Genomic DNA, 16,340 nt, shown 5'->3' with positions numbered 1-16,340 from the left:
TCCAACTTGTAAACTTTCTTTTATGAAAAATATATTCCGCCTCTTTGCAATTTCAATATTGATATTTTCCTGTACAAAAAAAACAGATAAAGATCGAGCCATAGATTTGGTTGAATCTAAATATGAAAATGCTGAACAGAAACTCGATTTTAAAGATGCAAAGTTAGATAGCCTTTACAACATCTCGCCAAAAGCTTACGCTGATAGCTTGAGTAAAGGCCATCAGTTAGATTCCACATTGGCAGTTTTGGAGACTGAGATTGAACATTTACCGCAAGCCGAATCAGATAGTGTAGGTTTAGTAAGTGCAGCTTTAACGAAACAACGCTATCGGTTACTCGAATTGGCAAAAACGAAACCAGAGTTTCTAGGCTGGACACTATCGCGTGTAAAAATCGAGGGTGTAAACAGAGAAAGCATCAGTTTCAATTTTGATAAGGCGATTACTCAGATCGTGGAGTAAAAAAAATCTGCTTTTATTCCATTTTAAAATTTCATCCCTTTTTATTTTACTTTTGTGGCAAATACAAACTAGATATGCTTCACATTCAAGAAAATATTTCGCTCAAACCTTACAACTCTTTCAGTATCGATGTTAAGGCAAATTATTTCGCGGAGATTTTTTCTGAAGCAGATTTAAAAGCCTTATTCGAAAACGAACTTACTAAAACGCAGAAATTATTAGTCATCGGCGGTGGGAGCAATGTGCTTTTTACACAAGATTTTGAGGGTTTAGTAATCAAGATCAGCATTAAAGGAATCGAATCAAAAACCGATGGCGACAATATACTCGTTACTGCAGGTGCTGGCGAAGTATGGAACGATTTTGTAAACTATTGCGTAGAAGAAAACTTTGCAGGAGTAGAAAACCTAAGCTTAATCCCTGGAACGGTTGGCGCTTCGCCCATTCAGAATATTGGCGCTTATGGGGTAGAACTTAAAGATGTTTTTGAAAATTGTACCGCATTCGAAATCAAAACCGGCGAAATCAAAACCTTTAATTTCAGCGATTGCCATTTCGGTTATCGCGAAAGTATTTTTAAGGGGAATTTAAAAGGTCAATTTATCATTACCTCAGTAACTTTCCGCTTATCTGTACAACCAAAAATAAACACCTCTTATGGTGCTATCGAAGTTGAACTTCAAAAGAGGGCGATAGAAAATCCAACCATTGCCGATGTTTCTTCGGCGGTATCACATATTCGGGTGAGTAAACTTCCTGATCCATCTACCATTGGCAATGCCGGTAGCTTTTTTAAAAACCCGGTAATCGAAAAGTATGAATTTGCCGATGTGGTGGCCAAGCATCCGGATGTTGTGCACTATCCAACACCCGATGACAAGATCAAACTTGCTGCGGGCTGGTTGATAGAGCAATGTGGTTGGAAAGGCAAAGTAGTTGGCCAAACCGGTACTTGGAAAAATCAGGCCCTGGTATTGGTTAATCATGGAAATGCAACCGGTTCGGAAGTGTATAACTTTTCTGCACAAATAATAGACAGTGTGAAGTCTACTTTTGGAGTCACTCTGGAAAGAGAAGTAAATATTCTGTGACGGAAGCAACCTTTAGCAAGGTTTTGATGTTTTAGTTCCGTGCCAAAAAAACTTGGTATTAAGTTTGTTTAGTAAAAAACAATGAACATCAATTCATTTGTTTTAAATCTTACCTAAAGCTAAATATCATGACAAAATTTGAATTCAATCATCTGGTTAACCATCACTCAGTTTCACTTAGATCTTATGCTTTAAATTTTACCAAAGATGCCGAAGATGCAAATGATCTTGTTCAAGATACAATGCTCAAAGCCATCACTTACTACAACAAGTTTAAAGAAGGAACAAATTTAAAAGGGTGGTTGTTTACCATTATGAAAAATACTTTCATTAACAACTACCGTCGTTTAGTAAAAACAAATACTTTAATTACACAAAGCGAAGATATTTCTTCTGCTAACCTTTCGTATAGTGCAACCAAAAACCAAGCAGAAAGTAAATTTGTACTTGGTGATATTGACAAAGCACTTGCTCAATTACCAGAAGAATATTACGTTCCTTTCATTCGTTATTTCGAAGGTTACAAATACCATGAAATTGCCGATATGTTGCAGATTCCAATCGGTACTGTAAAAACCCGTATTCACGTGGCGAGAGGAATCTTGAAAAAATATTTGAAAACATATTCTAAAGATATTGCTATCGCAGAAATGTCATAACCTATATTTTCTGAAAAGAATGAGAAGTCTCAGCGAAAGTTGAGACTTTTTTTTTCAAATTTTTTGGAGCTCAACAATTAGAACCCTTTTGTATGCGAGTTCCCGCTTTCCCTACAAGTCCTCGCTTTTTCCATTACACCATCCCACGCACAGCTCAGAGTTTTTCGTACAATCGGGGCTAATTTCAAAATGAACTGCTATTGGCAAGAGCTGCCAACGTTAATAGTGTATGGATTATTGCTGTTCAAAGGATTTTCTGGAAAAGCAAAAGGCCCGGAAAATATCCAGGCCTTATTGCTTATCATATATTTGGTTAGTTGATTCTTATGTTTGCTTTCAACAATTTGCCTTCTCTCTCTATTCGAAACAAATGCAAACCTCAAACAATATTGCGTTTAAAAGGTTATTTGCAGTGTTTTTGTTTTGTGGATATAAAGATAAGGGAAATTTTAAGTTTGTCAAGCTTTTTTTAACTTTTTTATTATTTCTTTTGCTGCCACTTGGCCAGATATGATTGCAGGAGGCACTCCAGGGCCTGGAACAGTCAATTGTCCGGTATATAACATATTTGTTACTTTGCTTTTCATTTTAGGTTTTAAAAATGCAGTTTGTTTCAAAGTGTTTGCTAAGCCATAAGCATTGCCTTTGAAAGCATGGTAATCTTCAACAAAATCTTTCATGGCATAACTTCGCTTAAAAATAATATCATCTTTAATATCATTGCCTGTTAAAATCTTAAATCGTTCTAACAATAAATTAAAATATTCCTCCCGCTTAGCGTCACTGTCTTCCAGGTCAGGGGCAATAGGAATCAGGAAAAATAAATTCTCGCAGCCTACCGGTGCAACGCTTTCGTCGGTCACCGACGGACAGCAAGCATAAAATAAAGGTTTATCTGGCCACTTCGGGTTCGTATAAATTTCTTCAGCATGTGCATCAAAATCCTCATCGAAAAATAGATTATGATGAAGGATATTGTTTAATTTCTTATTTAAACCGATATAAAAAAGCAGGCAAGAAGGAGCCATTGTTCTCGATTGCCAATATTTTTCATCATAGTTGCGATAAGCCTTGTCCAATAATTTTTCTTCTATATGATGATAATCAGCGTTGCCAACTACAAAATCAGTGGCAAAGTTGCCTTGGTTGGTTAAAAGTTTATTTGCAATTCCATCCTCCACACTAATTTTATCTACTTCGGTATTGAACAGGAATTTTACACCCTGTTGCTCGGCTATGCTTTGCATGGCTTCAACAATTTTATGCATGCCACCAATGGGATACCAGGTACCCAAAACTAAGTCAGCATAGTTCATTAAACTATACAATGCTGGAGTGTTTTGTGGAGTAGCGCCTAAAAACAGTACAGGGAACTCCAAAAGCTTCCGAAGTTGCTCATTTTTAAAAAGCTGATGTACGTGTTTGCGCATGTTGCCTAACAGCTGCAGTTTAATGCCACTAATAGCCAAACGCGGATCAAAATATTCCATCACACTGTGCGAAGGCTTGAACACATATTCATTCATTCCTACATCGTATTTATACTTTGCCTGTGCTAAAAAAGAATCGAGGTTTTTAGAACTCCCAGGTTCGAGCTTTTCGAAAAGCTCATATAATTCTTCAAGCGTAGCAGGTACATCTATATTTTGCTCTTTTCCAAAATAGATACGGTAAGATGGATTCAGCCTTTTAAGCTCATAGAAATCGGCAGTTTTCTTGCCGAATATTTGATAGAAATTTTCAAAAACATCAGGCATCCAATACCAGCTTGGCCCCATATCAAATAAGAAACCATCTTTACTCCAGGTTCTGGCTCGGCCCCCGGCCATTTCATTTTTTTCAATAACAGTAACATCGCAACCATCTTTCGCCAATAATGCTGCGGCAGATATTCCTGCGAAACCGGCACCGATCACGGTTACCTTTGGTTTTTTATCCATGGTGTAAATAAAGCGATTTTTAATGATTTTGTTTTGATCAGCATGCTTTTCTCTATCGATAGCTAACAAAAATACGAAAGTATAAAACCATTCGCTTTTCTTACCTTTGCGTATACATGATAAAACTGCGATTTTTGTTCCTAACTTGTTTTGCATTGATAAATGTTGCAAAAGCACAGCTTTCTCCAAAAGAGATCGCAGTTTTAAAAACCAATTTGGTTAAAGCAGTAGATAATGAAGCATTAACGGATTCGCTATTTAGAAAACTGAACCGGTTACCAAATAAAACTGCGTTAACCGTTGCCTATGCGGGTACTTTAGAAGCGTTGAAAGCTAAACATACCTGGAACCCCTATAATAAAATAAAATACGTTAAAGGTTCTCTGAAAACCATGCAAAAAGCAGTAAATATGGACAAAGAAAATCTTGAAATCCGTTTTATGCGCTTTTCGATTGAGCACTTTACCCCAGGCTTTTTAGGGCTTAGTAAAAATCTAAACATCGATAGGAAAGAAATTGTTAAGCATTACCAGAACCGTAACTTTGGGGTCGCAGATGACGCCTTAATAAAAAATGTAGCCCGGTTTATGATTGATAGTAAGCGTTGTACCGCCGAAGAAATTAAAACTTTACAGAAATACATATAATGAATTACGTTTACCTACTCATCAATATTGGAGTAATCTTATTTCCCCTTGCCTTGTCTTTTGATAAAAAAGTTCATTTCTATAGCAAATGGAGATTTATCATCCCCGCTATCTTGATTACGGGCGTTGTTTTTTTAATCTGGGATTTGTTGTTTGTAAAGCTTGATGTGTGGTCTTTCAATCCCAATTACCTCGTGGGTATTTATTTATGGGGCCTGCCACTGGAAGAAATGTTGTTCTTTCTCACTGTTCCTTATGCTTGCGTATTTATCTACGAATGCCTTAATGCATATTTCCCTAATAACAGCCTGCAAAAATATAGTTTGGCGGTAAGCCATGCCGTTTTGGGTATCTGCTTTGCATTTTTATTTTTTGGTTATACCAAATGGTATACGTTAATCAACTTCGGTTTTCTATTCGTTTTATTGTTCTCAGTAGAGTATGTCAACCAAAAATACAGGTTCATGTACAAATTTTATCGGGCCTATTTAGTTGCGCTGATCCCTTTTTATATTGTAAACGGCTTTTTAACATCCATCCCGGTGGTGATTTATAACAACAATGAAAATTTAAATTTCCGCGTTGGCACTATTCCTTTTGAAGATCATTTTTATTTGATGGGTTTGTTGTTAATGAACATTTATCTATACGAGCGATTTAAAAGTAAAGCTTTACAAATGGGATGATATGTTTAGGAAATGAAAGTTTTTACATCTTGGGTCAAATTGTCCCGCCATACGCTATAGCTCCGGAAAGGCCGGAGGCTGCCGCTTTTGTCGGGTTTAAAAACAAGGGCTTGTGCTATAACAAAACTACTGACAACCTTGAAATGTACACAAACTAATGGAGCTGCCGATTTATACAAAACAACAATTAGCGTTAAGGAACGGGCAAGATAAACCGCAGATTTGGGTTGCACACAAAGGTTTGATTTACGACATGACTGACAGCCGATTATGGCGAAATGGTAAACATTACGAGCATTGGGCCGGACAAGATTTAACAGATGAATTACCTGATGCTCCCCATACCGACGCCGTTTTTGAAAAATTTACTCCTATTGGAAAAGTTGGCTAAAACCAGGCAAAGAATTAATAAACAACTCTTTCTCATTCTGGATGGTAATTCTCTTTCAAAAAATTTTCGAGGCAATCATCGTAAATTCTATGAACCTATATACAAGGCGAAAACTATCACGTCAGGCTTCGGGCTGGCTGAGCTGGAACAAGCAGATTAATATCAAAATCAATATTCCCCTTGATTTTACGAAACGATATAATCAACAATTGCTTGCGAATGTATTTTTGTAGTATCAAACATGGGGATATCAAAGTCGTCCTGATTGATTAGCATAGGTATTTCTGTACACCCTAATAGGATACATTCAGCGCCACTGTTTACAAGTTCTTTTATAATAGAGATGTAATTGATTTTTGTTTCCGGATTAATAAAACCTATCCCTAACTCTTCTTTCAAGGTTCGTTGAATGTAATCTCGGGTTTCCTGCTTTTCAGGTATGAGAACCTCCAGTCCATGCTTTTCTAGTTTGTCTCTGTAGAAATTCATTTCCATTGTGAACTTTGTAGCCAATAGGCCTACTTTTTTGTACCCAGTTTTATTAATCGCTTTTGCAGTTTCTTCTCCAATGTGGATGATAGGCAGTCCGATTGTATGCTGAAGTTTATCCGCAAAAAGATGGGCTGTATTTGCACATAAAACAATACTGTCAACCTCTATGTTTTTCAAGCTTTTGCATGCACCTAACAATAATTCATAAGAATTATCCCAGCCTGCGGATTGAATGTCGCCAAAATTCAAGGAATAAATGATGCATTCTGCAAAGTTCAAGCCGCCAAGCCTGGCATTTACCCCCTCGTTAATGAGTTTGTAATAATCCATTGTTGATACCCAGCTTATTCCGCCAACCAGTCCTATTTTTTTCATTGAAATATTTATTGCCAATATTAACTTATTTCAAACGCCTTTAACAGCCGCTTGATTATTAGAATTTCTAAAACAAGAAAGCCTCACCGGGCATGGTAAGGCTTGTTCTTGATATTGGCTCCCTCTGCTGGGCTCGAACCAGCGACCCTCTGATTAACAGTCAGATGCTCTAACCAGCTGAGCTAAGAAGGAATATTATTCATTTTGTATTCAATTTGCCAAAATCCTTTGGCAATCATTTCATAAAAAATCCCCACATTGCTGTGAGGATTTTTGCTCCCTCTGCTGGGCTCGAACCAGCGACCCTCTGATTAACAGTCAGATGCTCTAACCAGCTGAGCTAAGAAGGAGTGCTGGTTGTTTCCTAAAACGAGGTTCTTTATGCTTTGCAGCTTATCAGCCCTTGTTCGTTTTGGGAATGCAATATTAGGGCTTTTAAATTATTTATGCAATATTTGCAGTGAAAAATTTTTAAAAAAATTCAAAATAAAATATATGAGCCTGATAATCATAGGTACTGTAGCTTTCGATGCTATTGAAACTCCATTTGGAAAAACAGATAAAATTGTTGGTGGCGCCGCAACGTACGCAAGTTTAGCTGCATCTTACTTCTATAACAAGGCAAAAATTGTTGCAGTAGTAGGTGATGACTTTCCACAATCTGATATAGATAGTTTCAAACAACATGGTATTGATACCGAAGGCTTACAGGTAAAAGCGGGTGAAAAGTCGTTTTTCTGGTCTGGAAAATATCATAACGATATGAACAGCAGAGACACCTTAGTTACTGAGCTAAACGTATTGGAAAATTTCGATCCAATTATTCCGGAGAGCTATCAGGATTGCGAATACTTGATGTTGGGCAATTTAACGCCACAAGTTCAGCAAACGGTAATCAAACGGTTAAAAAATCGCCCGAAATTAATCGTGATGGACACCATGAACTTTTGGATGGATATTATGATGGGCGACTTGCTGGAAACCATTAAATTGGTCGATGTCTTAACTATTAATGATGCAGAAGCCCGTCAATTGTCTGGAGAATATTCTCTGGTTAAGGCTGCCAAGAAAATTTTGGCTATGGGTCCAAAGTACCTGATCATTAAAAAAGGAGAGCACGGTGCATTGTTATTCCATGAAGATCAGATTTTCTCTGCACCTGCATTACCATTGGCAGAAGTATTCGATCCAACAGGTGCTGGAGATACATTTGCTGGCGGTTTTATTGGGTATATGGCTAAAGTTGGTTCCATCAACTTCAACAACATGAAAAATGCGATTATTTATGGCTCTGCGCTTGCATCATTTTGTGTAGAAAAATTTGGTACCGAAAAATTATTGAATTTAACAGAAGAAGAAGTGGCAGCAAGAATACAACAGTTTGTGGAGTTGAGTGCATTTACCATCGAAGCTTAAGTTTCAAAAATCACTATTTAAAATTTGTTGCAGAAGCCTTTTCTTTAGAAGAGGCTTCTGTGTTTTAGTACCACTCTATATTATTGAGCGAAGAGATTCGATATGCCTTTTAATAGCTTAGCCTAAATGCATTTTTGGCATTACGACTGAAAATTTTTCACTTTTTATGAAAATTTTTCAGCTAAACCCGGGCAAAAAAGGTTTGGCATTTGAGTTGTTTAAGGTAGTTTGAGCATTTGGCTCAAGAGTTTAATTAATTATTTAGTTTTTTAATCATTAATAAATTTAAGGAGGAAAAACCTATGACACTGGTTAAATTTAATTCGGAAAACAACAAAAAGACCAATTCAATACCGGCCTTTAACAATGTTTTTGATTCGATCTTCAACGATACGTTCTTCTCTGATCGAATGGTTACAAGAGTACCTGCTGCAAATGTTAGCGAATCTGCAGATCACTTTCACATCGAACTTGCTGTGCCTGGCCTCGCCAAAGAAGATTTCAAACTGAAACTCGAAGGCGATGTTTTGTCGATCTCGGTAGAGCAAAGTCACCAAGATCAAAGGCATGAAAGAAGTTATGCAAAGCGGGAGTATAGCTACAGCTCATTTGTGAGAAGCTTCACCCTACCAGAAAGTGCAAATGCGGATCAGATTCAGGCGAAATACGATAGCGGAATTTTAAATATTGATATTCCAAAAAGGGAAGAAGCCAAAATGGTTACCCGACAAATCGAAATCCAATAATTAGCATTTAATAATCAGTTTAGAGCTGCCTGTAATGGCGGCTCTTTTGTTTTGTTATGAAAACTAATTTCGAAATATCATTGAAGTTCAAACTGTGTAAAGGTATTGAAGAATACGGATGCTTTCAGGTTGGTGCCAACGAGCTTTTTGCAAAGGAGTTGTTTAACATGATGGAAGGAACCGAAGACATCACAAAAGAGTCTATTATGTTGATTGATTTTATTAAATGGGAAAGAGGCATTCCTTTTCCAGTTAATGCCAAACATTGTACTTACAATCAACTCGCGACCAATGTGAAGTTGATCACAAGGGAATTGTTTAAGCAGCATCAGTTGGCTCATTGATTTAATTCTTTTATTCCATCAATACTCCATATGTTTGAGTATAAATTCGACAAAATGAAAATAATTAAACAATCCTCTTTGCTAGTGCTGTTGATGTTTTCGATCGTAACAGCTAAAGCACAAACTGCTCTAGAAAAAACCGTTGCAGACTGGGAACGAGCCAAGACTTACACAAAAGAATATTTAGACGCCATGCCTGAAGGTTCTTTTTCTTTGAAACCTACGCCTCAAATGCGGTCTTTCGCCGATCAGTTTTTACACCTCGCTGATGCAAATTACGCATTCGCATCGGCAGCTACGGATGAAAAAAGTCCGGTAGCGATGGGCGGCTTAGAGAAAGGCTCCGATAAATCGAAGTCAACGGTAACAAAAGATGTTTTAGCAAGCTACGACTTCGTAATTGCTGGTATTAAAAAAATGTCGGCCGAGAAGCTATCAGAAAAAGTAAAACTTTTTGGGAAATTCGAAATGACCCGAGAAGATGCACTTAATAAATGTTTTGAGCATCAAACGCATCACAGAGGACAAGGAACTGTTTACATTCGTTTGGCTGGTGCAACTCCGCCTGCCGAAAAGTTATTTTAGCATTAGAATGGGGCGAATAAATTACTCCATTTTTTTTAACAATACTTTTGGAAACCATCAGCTGTAAATGCAACATGGCTCAGAAAAAGAAGCTTGCAGAAATTAAAACAAAACCAACACAAGCCAGTGTGGATGAATTTATTAACAGCATCAATGATGAGCAAAAACGTGAAGACAGCTTTACTATTTTGCAAATGATGAAGGATGCCAGTGGTGAAGAGCCGGTATTGTGGAGCAGTGCGATTATTGGGTTTGGGAATAAACAAGTTACCAGTGCGGCAACCGGAAGAACAGTAAACTGGCTGCGGATTGGGTTTTCGCCACGTAAGGCGAATTTATCGTTGTACCTTACTGTGAATTATGAAAAACATTTGGATCTGATGAAAGAACTTGGAAAGCACAAAACCGGAGTAGGTTGCCTTTACATTAATAAGCTTGATGACATAAATTTAGATGTATTACGAAAGATTATAAAACTATCGCTCGATAATTTAGTTTAAGTATTCGGATTAATGTTGTTCAGTATAATTCGCTCAATTCCGAAACGAATTTCTATTTTGCGGCATAATTATTAGATACAAATGGCTTCAGGTTTTTTTGCAATTTTAGATGATATAGGTGCTTTAATGGATGATGTGGCGATGGCTAGCAAGTTGGCTACCCGAAAAACCGCAGGTATCTTAGGAGATGATTTAGCTGTTAATGCTGAAAAAGCCACTGGTTTCTTGGCATCGAGAGAAATTCCGGTGCTGTGGGCCATTACAAAAGGATCATTTTTGAATAAGCTGATTATTGTTCCTATTGCGTTATTGCTTCAGGCATTTTTTCCGGTTGCCATCAAAGTGATCTTGGTTTTAGGGGGCTTTTACTTAGCCTATGAAGGAGTAGAAAAAATTATTGAGTTCTTTTTTCATCGGTCAAAGCCAGCACCGGTGGCTGCTGCGGAAGTTAGACAAGACGATGCTGAAGCAGAAAAGGCGAAGGTTAAATCGGCGGTATTAACAGATTTTATTCTTTCTATAGAAATCGTAATTATTGCGCTTGGAAGTGTTTTAGATAAATCATTAGCCATTCAAATTTTAACTGTATCTGTTGTAGCTATTTTAGCTACGGTTGGTGTTTACGGCATTGTCGCTTTAATCGTCCGTATGGATGATGCTGGCCATAAATTGATAAAGCGCTCCAACGATAAAGGTTTTTGGGCATCTCTGGGGCATTTACTGGTTAAAGCTTTGCCCATCATTATAAAAACCTTAGCCGTAGTGGGTACCATTGCTTTAATTTTGGTTGCAGGGGGGATCTTTGTGCATAATATTGAATTTATGCACCATGTTTTGCCAAACCTTCAGTCTACGATAAAAGAATTTGGAGCGGGAATCGTGGGTGGTTTAATTGCTGTTCCTGTAATGATAGTGGGCAAAAAGCTAATTAGCTTGTTCAGGAAAAAGCCAGCGGTCTCAAAATAATTCAAGCGTTTCTGCAATTCTGCAAGCTTCCAAGGCATTCGTCACGTTTAATTTTTGAAAAATATTTTGGCGGTGGCGGTTGATCGTATTAATGCTTAGTGAAAGTTTATCAGCAATTTCTTTACTTCGTTTTCCGTGTTTAATCAATTTTAGAATTTCCTGCTCTCGACTGGAGAGCAGGTTTGAGAGATTTCTGATCTCGTTATCTATCACTTTTCCTGTCTGTTTATTCACGATTAAACCGCCTGAGATACTATATTCAGGATGATCATAAATCAAGTTGTAAAGACAAAGTGCCAGCCAAACATTACCATCAGCGGCGTTTGCGATATAAATTAGCCGGTGCTTCAGCATCACATATTTTCCCTCCCTATTTTTTACTCTTAACCTGGTAATTACTTCATAATGCTGTCTTTCGTCCAGGCTAAAGGACTGAATCATCCTAAAGAATTGAAATTCTAACTGGTATTTTTTAGTCAAATCTTCCGGATGAACTTTGCTTAATAGTTCGTCTTCCCAAATGGAATTGATTTCATCTTTTTGCTCGGAAAGGCCGAGGTCGTTCGCAATGGAATTATAAAAAATATAACTTTTCCTGCTCTTCAAATCGCTTAATACGCTAATCCCGTTCTCAAGTTTACTGTACATTTCAGCAATTGCCTTAGCCTGCTCAATTTGTAAATTCTCGCTTGCATTACCTTTAAAGGTTTGCCCTAACAGTTTAATTTCAAGTAAATTTCTCATTGCTTCTCAAAGGTAATGGTTATTTTTCACCATTGAACGATAGGGAAATCATAGATAACTTTGAGCTTCCGGTTGGATAAACTCAGGTTTAGATGTAACCTTAAAAATGATAAGACAAAGAATGAAAAAGATACTATTGGCCATCTGTATATTAGTAAACCTAAATAAATTACAAGCCCAAAATTTAAATAATATGCAATGGTTTAATGAGCCTGAAAAGTGGTCAGTGAAAGATAACAGCCTAATGATGAAGGTAACTCCTCAAAGCGATTATTGGCGCATTTCGCATTATGGTTTTACCGTAGATGATGCTCCGTTCTACTATGGCACCTATGGCGGTGAATTTGAGGTAAAAGTAAAATTAACGGGAGATTATAAAGCTCGTTTTGATCAGATGGGTTTAATGATTCGCGTTGATCATCAAAATTATATCAAAACAGGAGTGGAGTTTGTAGATGGAAAATTTAATGTGAGCACTGTAGTCACAAATCAAAAAAGCGACTGGAGTGTTTTACCGCTCGAAAAAGTACCTCCATTTATTTGGGTTAAAGCAGTAAGAAGACTTGATGCTGTTGAAATTTTTTATTCCCTTGATGATAAAAATTATATCATGACGAGAAATGCTCCATTACAAGATAACACCCCTGTTATGGTTGGATTAATGGCTGCCAGTCCAGATGGCAATGGTTTTGAAGCAAAATTTGAAGCGTTTAAGGTTAAACATTTACCAGACCAGCGAAGACTTGAATGGTTAAAAAATCACCAATAACTGTTGGTGATAAACATTTGTTTACAGACCACTAGATAGGTACGGAGGTTGAAATTCTACGGCGTTTTGTATTAAAGATAGTTCCAATGTTTTGCCTGGCGCCATATTACGATCATTTGTAGCACTTTCTTCTGGTCGCATTCGAAAAGGATTTGCAAGGAAGGTTTGAAGCGAATAAACTAAGCAATATCATTTATTATTATCGATTTCAAGATAAAAGCTGATATTTGTGGCTTCAAAAAACAGCAATGAAACCCTACCTGCAGCTATTCGACTTCTCTAAAAAAATAAATTATAAAACAGAGATTTTAGCTGGACTCACTGTTGCGATGACGATGATTCCCGAATCTTTGTCGTTTGCTATTTTAGCAGGTTTCCCACCTTTAACAGGTTTGTACGCAGCCTTTATCATGGGGCTAGTTACCGCAGTTTTGGGCGGTAGGCCTGGCTTGGTATCAGGAGGGGCCGGAGCAACCGTAATTGTACTCATTGCTTTAATGAAGAGCCATGGCATAGAATATGTATTTGCTGCTGTTGCTTTTGCGGGAATAGTACAGATTTTGGTTGGCCTTTTTAAACTTGGTAAATTTGTAAGACTCGTTCCTCAGCCTGTAATGTTTGGCTTTGTAAATGGGCTGGCTGTAATTATTTTCATGTCGCAGCTAGAGCAGTTTAAAACAATTGTAGGCGGCAATATTACTTGGTTAAGCGGATCGGCACTTTACACCATGTTGGGTTTAGTGGCCCTAACGGTGCTTATTGTTGTTGTTTTGCCAAAATTCACCAAAGCAATTCCATCCTCGCTAGTCGCTATTATAGTTGTATTTATTGTCGTTCTCGTTTTCAATATAGATACCAAACTGGTTAAAAACATTGCTTCAGTAAGCGGAGGTTTTCCACCTTTTCACATCCCTAAAATCCCTTTTGATTTAGACACTTTAAAAATCATTTTTCCTTATGGATTAATTATGGCTGGGGTAGGTTTAACAGAAGGTTTGCTCACTCTAAATTTGGTTGATGAAATTACGGAAACCAAAGGCAATGGAAACAGGGAAAGTATTGCCCAGGGAATTGCGAACATTGCCAATGGCTTTTTTACAGGTATGGGCGGATGCCCGATGATTGCACAAACGCTTGTAAATTTATCTGCCGGAGCAAGGGCAAGACTTTCGGGCATTATAGCAGCATTAACGATTTTACTTATTATTCTCATCGGTGCGCCGGTTATTGAGCGGGTTCCAATGGCGGCATTGGTTGGCGTAATGATGATGGTTGCCATTGGCACATTTGAGTGGATGAGTTTTAAGGTGATTAATAAAATGCCCAGACAAGATATTTTTATTGGGATCTCTGTGGCTGTAATTACGGTCTGGCTCCACAATTTAGCCTTGGCCGTATTAATTGGCGTTATTATTTCTGCCTTGGTATTTGCCTGGCAGAGTGCAAAACGGATAAGGGCTAATCAATTTAAAGATGAAGATGGGGTTAAACATTATGAAATTTATGGTCCTTTATTTTTTGGCTCCGTAGCAAATTTTAACGATCTCTTTGAAGTGTCTAATGATCCTGAGTATGTAGTAATCGATTTTAAAGGCAGTAGAATTTATGATATGTCTGGTATCGATGCGTTAAACAAACTGACTGAAAAATACCGGAATGCCAATAAAAAACTTCATTTGCGGTTTTTAAGTGAAGATTGTAAACGGTTACTTAAGAATGCCGAAGATATTATTGAGGTCAACATCATCGATGATCCTCGTTATAAAATCGCTACGGAGAAATAATTAGAAATCGAATTCTAGCTGACTATTTTCTAGTTTTTCTTCTGCAATGTCATCATAAAATCGAGATAGCGTAATTCCCAGTAGTCTTATCTTTGCAAAGCCAATATTGGCCTCATTTAATAAGTTAATGGCTTCGGTATAAATGGCTTCCGTCTTATTAATTGAGGCGGGAAAAGACCTGCTTCTGGTAATAATCTTAAAGTCTTCAAACTTAATTTTTAGCGTAACCGTTTTGCCTTTTAGCTGATATTTTTCTAATCGCTTCGCTACCGTTTCGCTAATTTGTCGGAGTAGATCATGCATTACCGCATCTTCATTGGTATCTTCAGATAAAGTATCTTCGGCTCCTACAGATTTTGTTTCCCGATTTGCTCTTACCGGCCGGTCATCAATTCCCCTTACAATTTTATAATAGAACTGGCCCGATTTCCCAAATTGGGAGATTAATTGCGCCTCACTTAGCTTTTTTAAATCAGCACCGGTATTGATTTGCATTGCTTTCATTTTAGCAGCCGTTACTTTACCTACGCCAAAAAACTTTTCGACAGGCAACTTCTCCATAAAAGCTTTGATTTTCGAAGGACCGATGAAAGTCAATCCATCTGGTTTGTTCATATCTGAAGCAACCTTAGCCACAAATTTACTTACCGAAACACCCGCCGATGCGGTTAAATTGAGTTCGTTTTTTATAGCATCTTTAATCGATTTTGCAATGTCGATAGCAGAACCTATTCCTAGCTTATCTTCGGTAACATCAAGATAGGCTTCATCTAAAGATAAAGGCTCAATAATATCGGTGTAGCGGCTAAATATTTCTCGGATGGATTTCGATGCGCTTGCATAAGCATCAAAACGGGGGTACACAAAAATCGCAGTAGGACAGAGCTGATAGGCTTTGCTGCAAGACATGGCAGATTTAATTCCGAACTGACGGGCTTCGTAACTGGCAGTTGCAACAACGCCACGGCTGTCGGGTTTGCCACCCACCACTATAGGCTTGCCTCTATACTCCGGAAAATCCCGTTGCTCTACGGAAGCATAGAATGCATCCATATCAATGTGGATGATCTTTCTTAAAAGAGGTAGATTTTGATCAGACATCTAAAGCCTAAATTTCGGAAATTTAAACTTGATAACAGCATATTTCTGGAGCTTGTAGCCTGGTAATTCTAGATCATTTTAAGGTATGACTTTAATTCAACAGAAATTCAACCTTATTGAGAAGCGAATCCATTTCAAACGGTTTTTCCATGAAATCGTTGGCGCCGGCATCCAAAGCAGACTGACGGATGTCTCTACTTGCTGAAATCATTAAAATAGGTATTTTTTGATATTGAGGATCACTTTTAAGCAATTTACAAATGTCGCGGCCATCATGTCCGCTCATCCAAATATCTAACAAAATTAAGTCTGGTTTATTTTTCACGGCTTCAATAACCGCCCCGCCATCGTAAGTAAATTCCACCTCATAACCCATTACTTCCAATATCATCGTCACTGCATCTACAATCCCTTCGTCATCATCGGCGATGAGTATTTTCTTAGTTCCCATTGGCGTAAATTTTTGCTATAGTGATCTATTTAAATGTGAGGATAAAGATGATAACTAGTATAGTATTAATACTGAATTAGTGGTTTTTGTTTTCAAATAACGCAATTTATTTTGATATAGATTAGCCTGGTTATTTATAATTCTAAATTAGTTTATCCTCATCGTAACATATTAGTTTTTTATTGCTCAA

General features: G+C 37.5%; 19 protein-coding genes and 2 tRNA genes. 14 read left to right on the top strand and 7 right to left on the bottom strand.

Annotation, left to right across the window (positions count from 1 at the left end; all coding sequences use genetic code 11):
- Positions 1-22: 22 nt before the first annotated feature.
- From ASE92_RS14970 to ASE92_RS14960, 3 genes are all read left to right on the top strand, one after another.
- Complete coding sequence (locus ASE92_RS14970) at positions 23-463, top strand: hypothetical protein (RefSeq protein WP_157255759.1); 441 nt, start codon at positions 23-25, stop codon at positions 461-463.
- Between the two features lie 74 nt (positions 464-537).
- On the top strand, positions 538-1,554 hold the full coding sequence (gene murB, locus ASE92_RS14965; protein WP_056850931.1) for a UDP-N-acetylmuramate dehydrogenase: 1,017 nt from the start codon (positions 538-540) through the stop codon (positions 1,552-1,554).
- A 128-nt stretch (positions 1,555-1,682) separates the two neighbouring features.
- Positions 1,683-2,213 carry an RNA polymerase sigma factor gene (locus tag ASE92_RS14960; RefSeq protein WP_056850930.1) on the top strand — a complete coding sequence of 177 codons (531 nt, stop codon included), beginning with the start codon at positions 1,683-1,685 and terminating at the stop codon, positions 2,211-2,213.
- 458 nt (positions 2,214-2,671) lie between these two features.
- Here the strand turns inward: ASE92_RS14960 and ASE92_RS14955 are convergent, their stop codons facing one another.
- A complete protein-coding gene (locus ASE92_RS14955) occupies positions 2,672-4,309 on the bottom strand; it encodes a phytoene desaturase family protein (protein WP_369817426.1) in 1,638 nt (545 codons plus the stop codon).
- Between ASE92_RS14955 and ASE92_RS14950 the strand changes: the two genes are divergently transcribed.
- From ASE92_RS14950 to ASE92_RS14940, 3 genes are all read left to right on the top strand, one after another.
- A complete protein-coding gene (locus tag ASE92_RS14950; protein ID WP_056850929.1) occupies positions 4,309-4,800 on the top strand; it encodes a hypothetical protein in 492 nt (163 codons plus the stop codon). The two genes, ASE92_RS14955 and ASE92_RS14950, sit on opposite strands and share 1 nt — an antisense overlap.
- Complete coding sequence (locus ASE92_RS14945) at positions 4,800-5,486, top strand: lycopene cyclase domain-containing protein (RefSeq protein WP_056850928.1); 687 nt, start codon at positions 4,800-4,802, stop codon at positions 5,484-5,486. The genes ASE92_RS14950 and ASE92_RS14945 overlap by 1 nt, the downstream gene beginning before the upstream one ends.
- A gap of 157 nt (positions 5,487-5,643) precedes the next feature.
- Positions 5,644-5,877, top strand: a complete 234-nt coding sequence (locus tag ASE92_RS14940) for a cytochrome b5 domain-containing protein (RefSeq protein ID WP_056850927.1) — start codon at positions 5,644-5,646, stop codon at positions 5,875-5,877.
- Positions 5,878-6,063: 186 nt separating this feature from the next.
- Here ASE92_RS14940 and ASE92_RS14935 read toward each other — a convergent pair whose 3' ends face one another.
- The 3 genes from ASE92_RS14935 to ASE92_RS14925 form a co-directional block, all read right to left on the bottom strand.
- Complete coding sequence (locus ASE92_RS14935; protein ID WP_056850926.1) at positions 6,064-6,744, bottom strand: aspartate/glutamate racemase family protein; 681 nt, start codon at positions 6,742-6,744, stop codon at positions 6,064-6,066.
- Between the two features lie 115 nt (positions 6,745-6,859).
- Positions 6,860-6,936 (bottom strand) — tRNA-Asn (locus tag ASE92_RS14930).
- Between the two features lie 84 nt (positions 6,937-7,020).
- Positions 7,021-7,094, bottom strand: a tRNA-Asn gene (locus ASE92_RS14925).
- A gap of 145 nt (positions 7,095-7,239) precedes the next feature.
- Between ASE92_RS14925 and ASE92_RS14920 the strand changes: the two genes are divergently transcribed.
- The 6 genes from ASE92_RS14920 to ASE92_RS14895 all read left to right on the top strand — a co-directional run bounded on the left by ASE92_RS14920 (position 7,240) and on the right by ASE92_RS14895 (position 11,301).
- Positions 7,240-8,160, top strand: coding sequence for a PfkB family carbohydrate kinase (locus ASE92_RS14920; protein WP_056851204.1), 921 nt, complete (start codon positions 7,240-7,242; stop codon positions 8,158-8,160).
- 302 nt (positions 8,161-8,462) lie between these two features.
- A complete protein-coding gene (locus ASE92_RS14915) occupies positions 8,463-8,906 on the top strand; it encodes an Hsp20/alpha crystallin family protein (RefSeq protein WP_056850925.1) in 444 nt (147 codons plus the stop codon).
- A 56-nt stretch (positions 8,907-8,962) separates the two neighbouring features.
- Positions 8,963-9,250, top strand: a complete 288-nt coding sequence (locus tag ASE92_RS14910) for a hypothetical protein (RefSeq protein ID WP_056850924.1) — start codon at positions 8,963-8,965, stop codon at positions 9,248-9,250.
- A 54-nt stretch (positions 9,251-9,304) separates the two neighbouring features.
- A complete protein-coding gene (locus tag ASE92_RS14905) occupies positions 9,305-9,835 on the top strand; it encodes a DinB family protein (protein ID WP_056851203.1) in 531 nt (176 codons plus the stop codon).
- Positions 9,836-9,909: 74 nt separating this feature from the next.
- The gene (locus ASE92_RS14900) at positions 9,910-10,335 is read left to right on the top strand and encodes a DUF1801 domain-containing protein (RefSeq protein WP_056850923.1); all 426 of its coding nucleotides are present in this window, start codon (positions 9,910-9,912) and stop codon (positions 10,333-10,335) included.
- Positions 10,336-10,416: 81 nt separating this feature from the next.
- Positions 10,417-11,301: a DUF808 domain-containing protein gene (locus ASE92_RS14895; RefSeq protein ID WP_056850922.1), complete on the top strand. Its 885-nt coding sequence runs from the start codon at positions 10,417-10,419 to the stop codon at positions 11,299-11,301.
- On the opposite strand, the gene ASE92_RS14890 is transcribed toward ASE92_RS14895, so the two are convergent.
- Positions 11,293-12,045, bottom strand: a complete 753-nt coding sequence (locus ASE92_RS14890) for a response regulator transcription factor (protein WP_056850921.1) — start codon at positions 12,043-12,045, stop codon at positions 11,293-11,295. The two genes, ASE92_RS14895 and ASE92_RS14890, sit on opposite strands and share 9 nt — an antisense overlap.
- Before the next feature lie 121 nt (positions 12,046-12,166).
- Between ASE92_RS14890 and ASE92_RS14885 the strand changes: the two genes are divergently transcribed.
- Positions 12,167-12,814, top strand: a complete 648-nt coding sequence (locus tag ASE92_RS14885) for a DUF1349 domain-containing protein (protein ID WP_056850920.1) — start codon at positions 12,167-12,169, stop codon at positions 12,812-12,814.
- Between the two features lie 248 nt (positions 12,815-13,062).
- Positions 13,063-14,598: a SulP family inorganic anion transporter gene (locus ASE92_RS14880; RefSeq protein WP_056850919.1), complete on the top strand. Its 1,536-nt coding sequence runs from the start codon at positions 13,063-13,065 to the stop codon at positions 14,596-14,598.
- On the opposite strand, the gene dinB is transcribed toward ASE92_RS14880, so the two are convergent.
- Entirely contained in the window at positions 14,599-15,699 is a 1,101-nt protein-coding gene (gene dinB, locus ASE92_RS14875) for a DNA polymerase IV (protein WP_056850918.1), read from the bottom strand. It abuts the gene before it with no gap.
- A 91-nt stretch (positions 15,700-15,790) separates the two neighbouring features.
- On the bottom strand, positions 15,791-16,150 hold the full coding sequence (locus ASE92_RS14870; RefSeq protein ID WP_056850917.1) for a PleD family two-component system response regulator: 360 nt from the start codon (positions 16,148-16,150) through the stop codon (positions 15,791-15,793).
- Positions 16,151-16,340: the final 190 nt, after the last annotated feature.

It is taken from the genome of Pedobacter sp. Leaf41 (assembly GCF_001422545.1).
Taxonomy (GTDB): domain Bacteria; phylum Bacteroidota; class Bacteroidia; order Sphingobacteriales; family Sphingobacteriaceae; genus Pedobacter.
The sequence above is the reverse complement of the archived record's forward strand: the minus strand, read 5'-3'. Positions and strand labels throughout refer to the sequence as shown.

Bases quoted from the DNA above. Each gene is read 5' to 3' on its own strand.
- ASE92_RS14915 (WP_056850925.1), top strand. From the start codon at position 8,463: ATGACACTGGTTAAATTTAATTCGGAAAACAACAAAAAGACCAATTCA.
- ASE92_RS14970 (WP_157255759.1), top strand. From the start codon at position 23: ATGAAAAATATATTCCGCCTCTTTGCAATTTCAATATTGATATTTTCC.
- ASE92_RS14935 (WP_056850926.1), bottom strand. From the start codon at position 6,744: ATGAAAAAAATAGGACTGGTTGGCGGAATAAGCTGGGTATCAACAATG.
- murB (WP_056850931.1), top strand. From the start codon at position 538: ATGCTTCACATTCAAGAAAATATTTCGCTCAAACCTTACAACTCTTTC.
- ASE92_RS14920 (WP_056851204.1), top strand. From the start codon at position 7,240: ATGAGCCTGATAATCATAGGTACTGTAGCTTTCGATGCTATTGAAACT.
- ASE92_RS14870 (WP_056850917.1), bottom strand. From the start codon at position 16,150: ATGGGAACTAAGAAAATACTCATCGCCGATGATGACGAAGGGATTGTA.
- ASE92_RS14890 (WP_056850921.1), bottom strand. From the start codon at position 12,045: ATGAGAAATTTACTTGAAATTAAACTGTTAGGGCAAACCTTTAAAGGT.
- ASE92_RS14955 (WP_369817426.1), bottom strand. From the start codon at position 4,309: ATGCAAAACAAGTTAGGAACAAAAATCGCAGTTTTATCATGTATACGC.
- ASE92_RS14895 (WP_056850922.1), top strand. From the start codon at position 10,417: ATGGCTTCAGGTTTTTTTGCAATTTTAGATGATATAGGTGCTTTAATG.
- ASE92_RS14940 (WP_056850927.1), top strand. From the start codon at position 5,644: ATGGAGCTGCCGATTTATACAAAACAACAATTAGCGTTAAGGAACGGG.
- ASE92_RS14880 (WP_056850919.1), top strand. From the start codon at position 13,063: ATGAAACCCTACCTGCAGCTATTCGACTTCTCTAAAAAAATAAATTAT.
- ASE92_RS14900 (WP_056850923.1), top strand. From the start codon at position 9,910: ATGGCTCAGAAAAAGAAGCTTGCAGAAATTAAAACAAAACCAACACAA.
- ASE92_RS14960 (WP_056850930.1), top strand. From the start codon at position 1,683: ATGACAAAATTTGAATTCAATCATCTGGTTAACCATCACTCAGTTTCA.
- dinB (WP_056850918.1), bottom strand. From the start codon at position 15,699: ATGTCTGATCAAAATCTACCTCTTTTAAGAAAGATCATCCACATTGAT.
- ASE92_RS14905 (WP_056851203.1), top strand. From the start codon at position 9,305: ATGAAAATAATTAAACAATCCTCTTTGCTAGTGCTGTTGATGTTTTCG.
- ASE92_RS14945 (WP_056850928.1), top strand. From the start codon at position 4,800: ATGAATTACGTTTACCTACTCATCAATATTGGAGTAATCTTATTTCCC.
- ASE92_RS14885 (WP_056850920.1), top strand. From the start codon at position 12,167: ATGAAAAAGATACTATTGGCCATCTGTATATTAGTAAACCTAAATAAA.
- ASE92_RS14910 (WP_056850924.1), top strand. From the start codon at position 8,963: ATGAAAACTAATTTCGAAATATCATTGAAGTTCAAACTGTGTAAAGGT.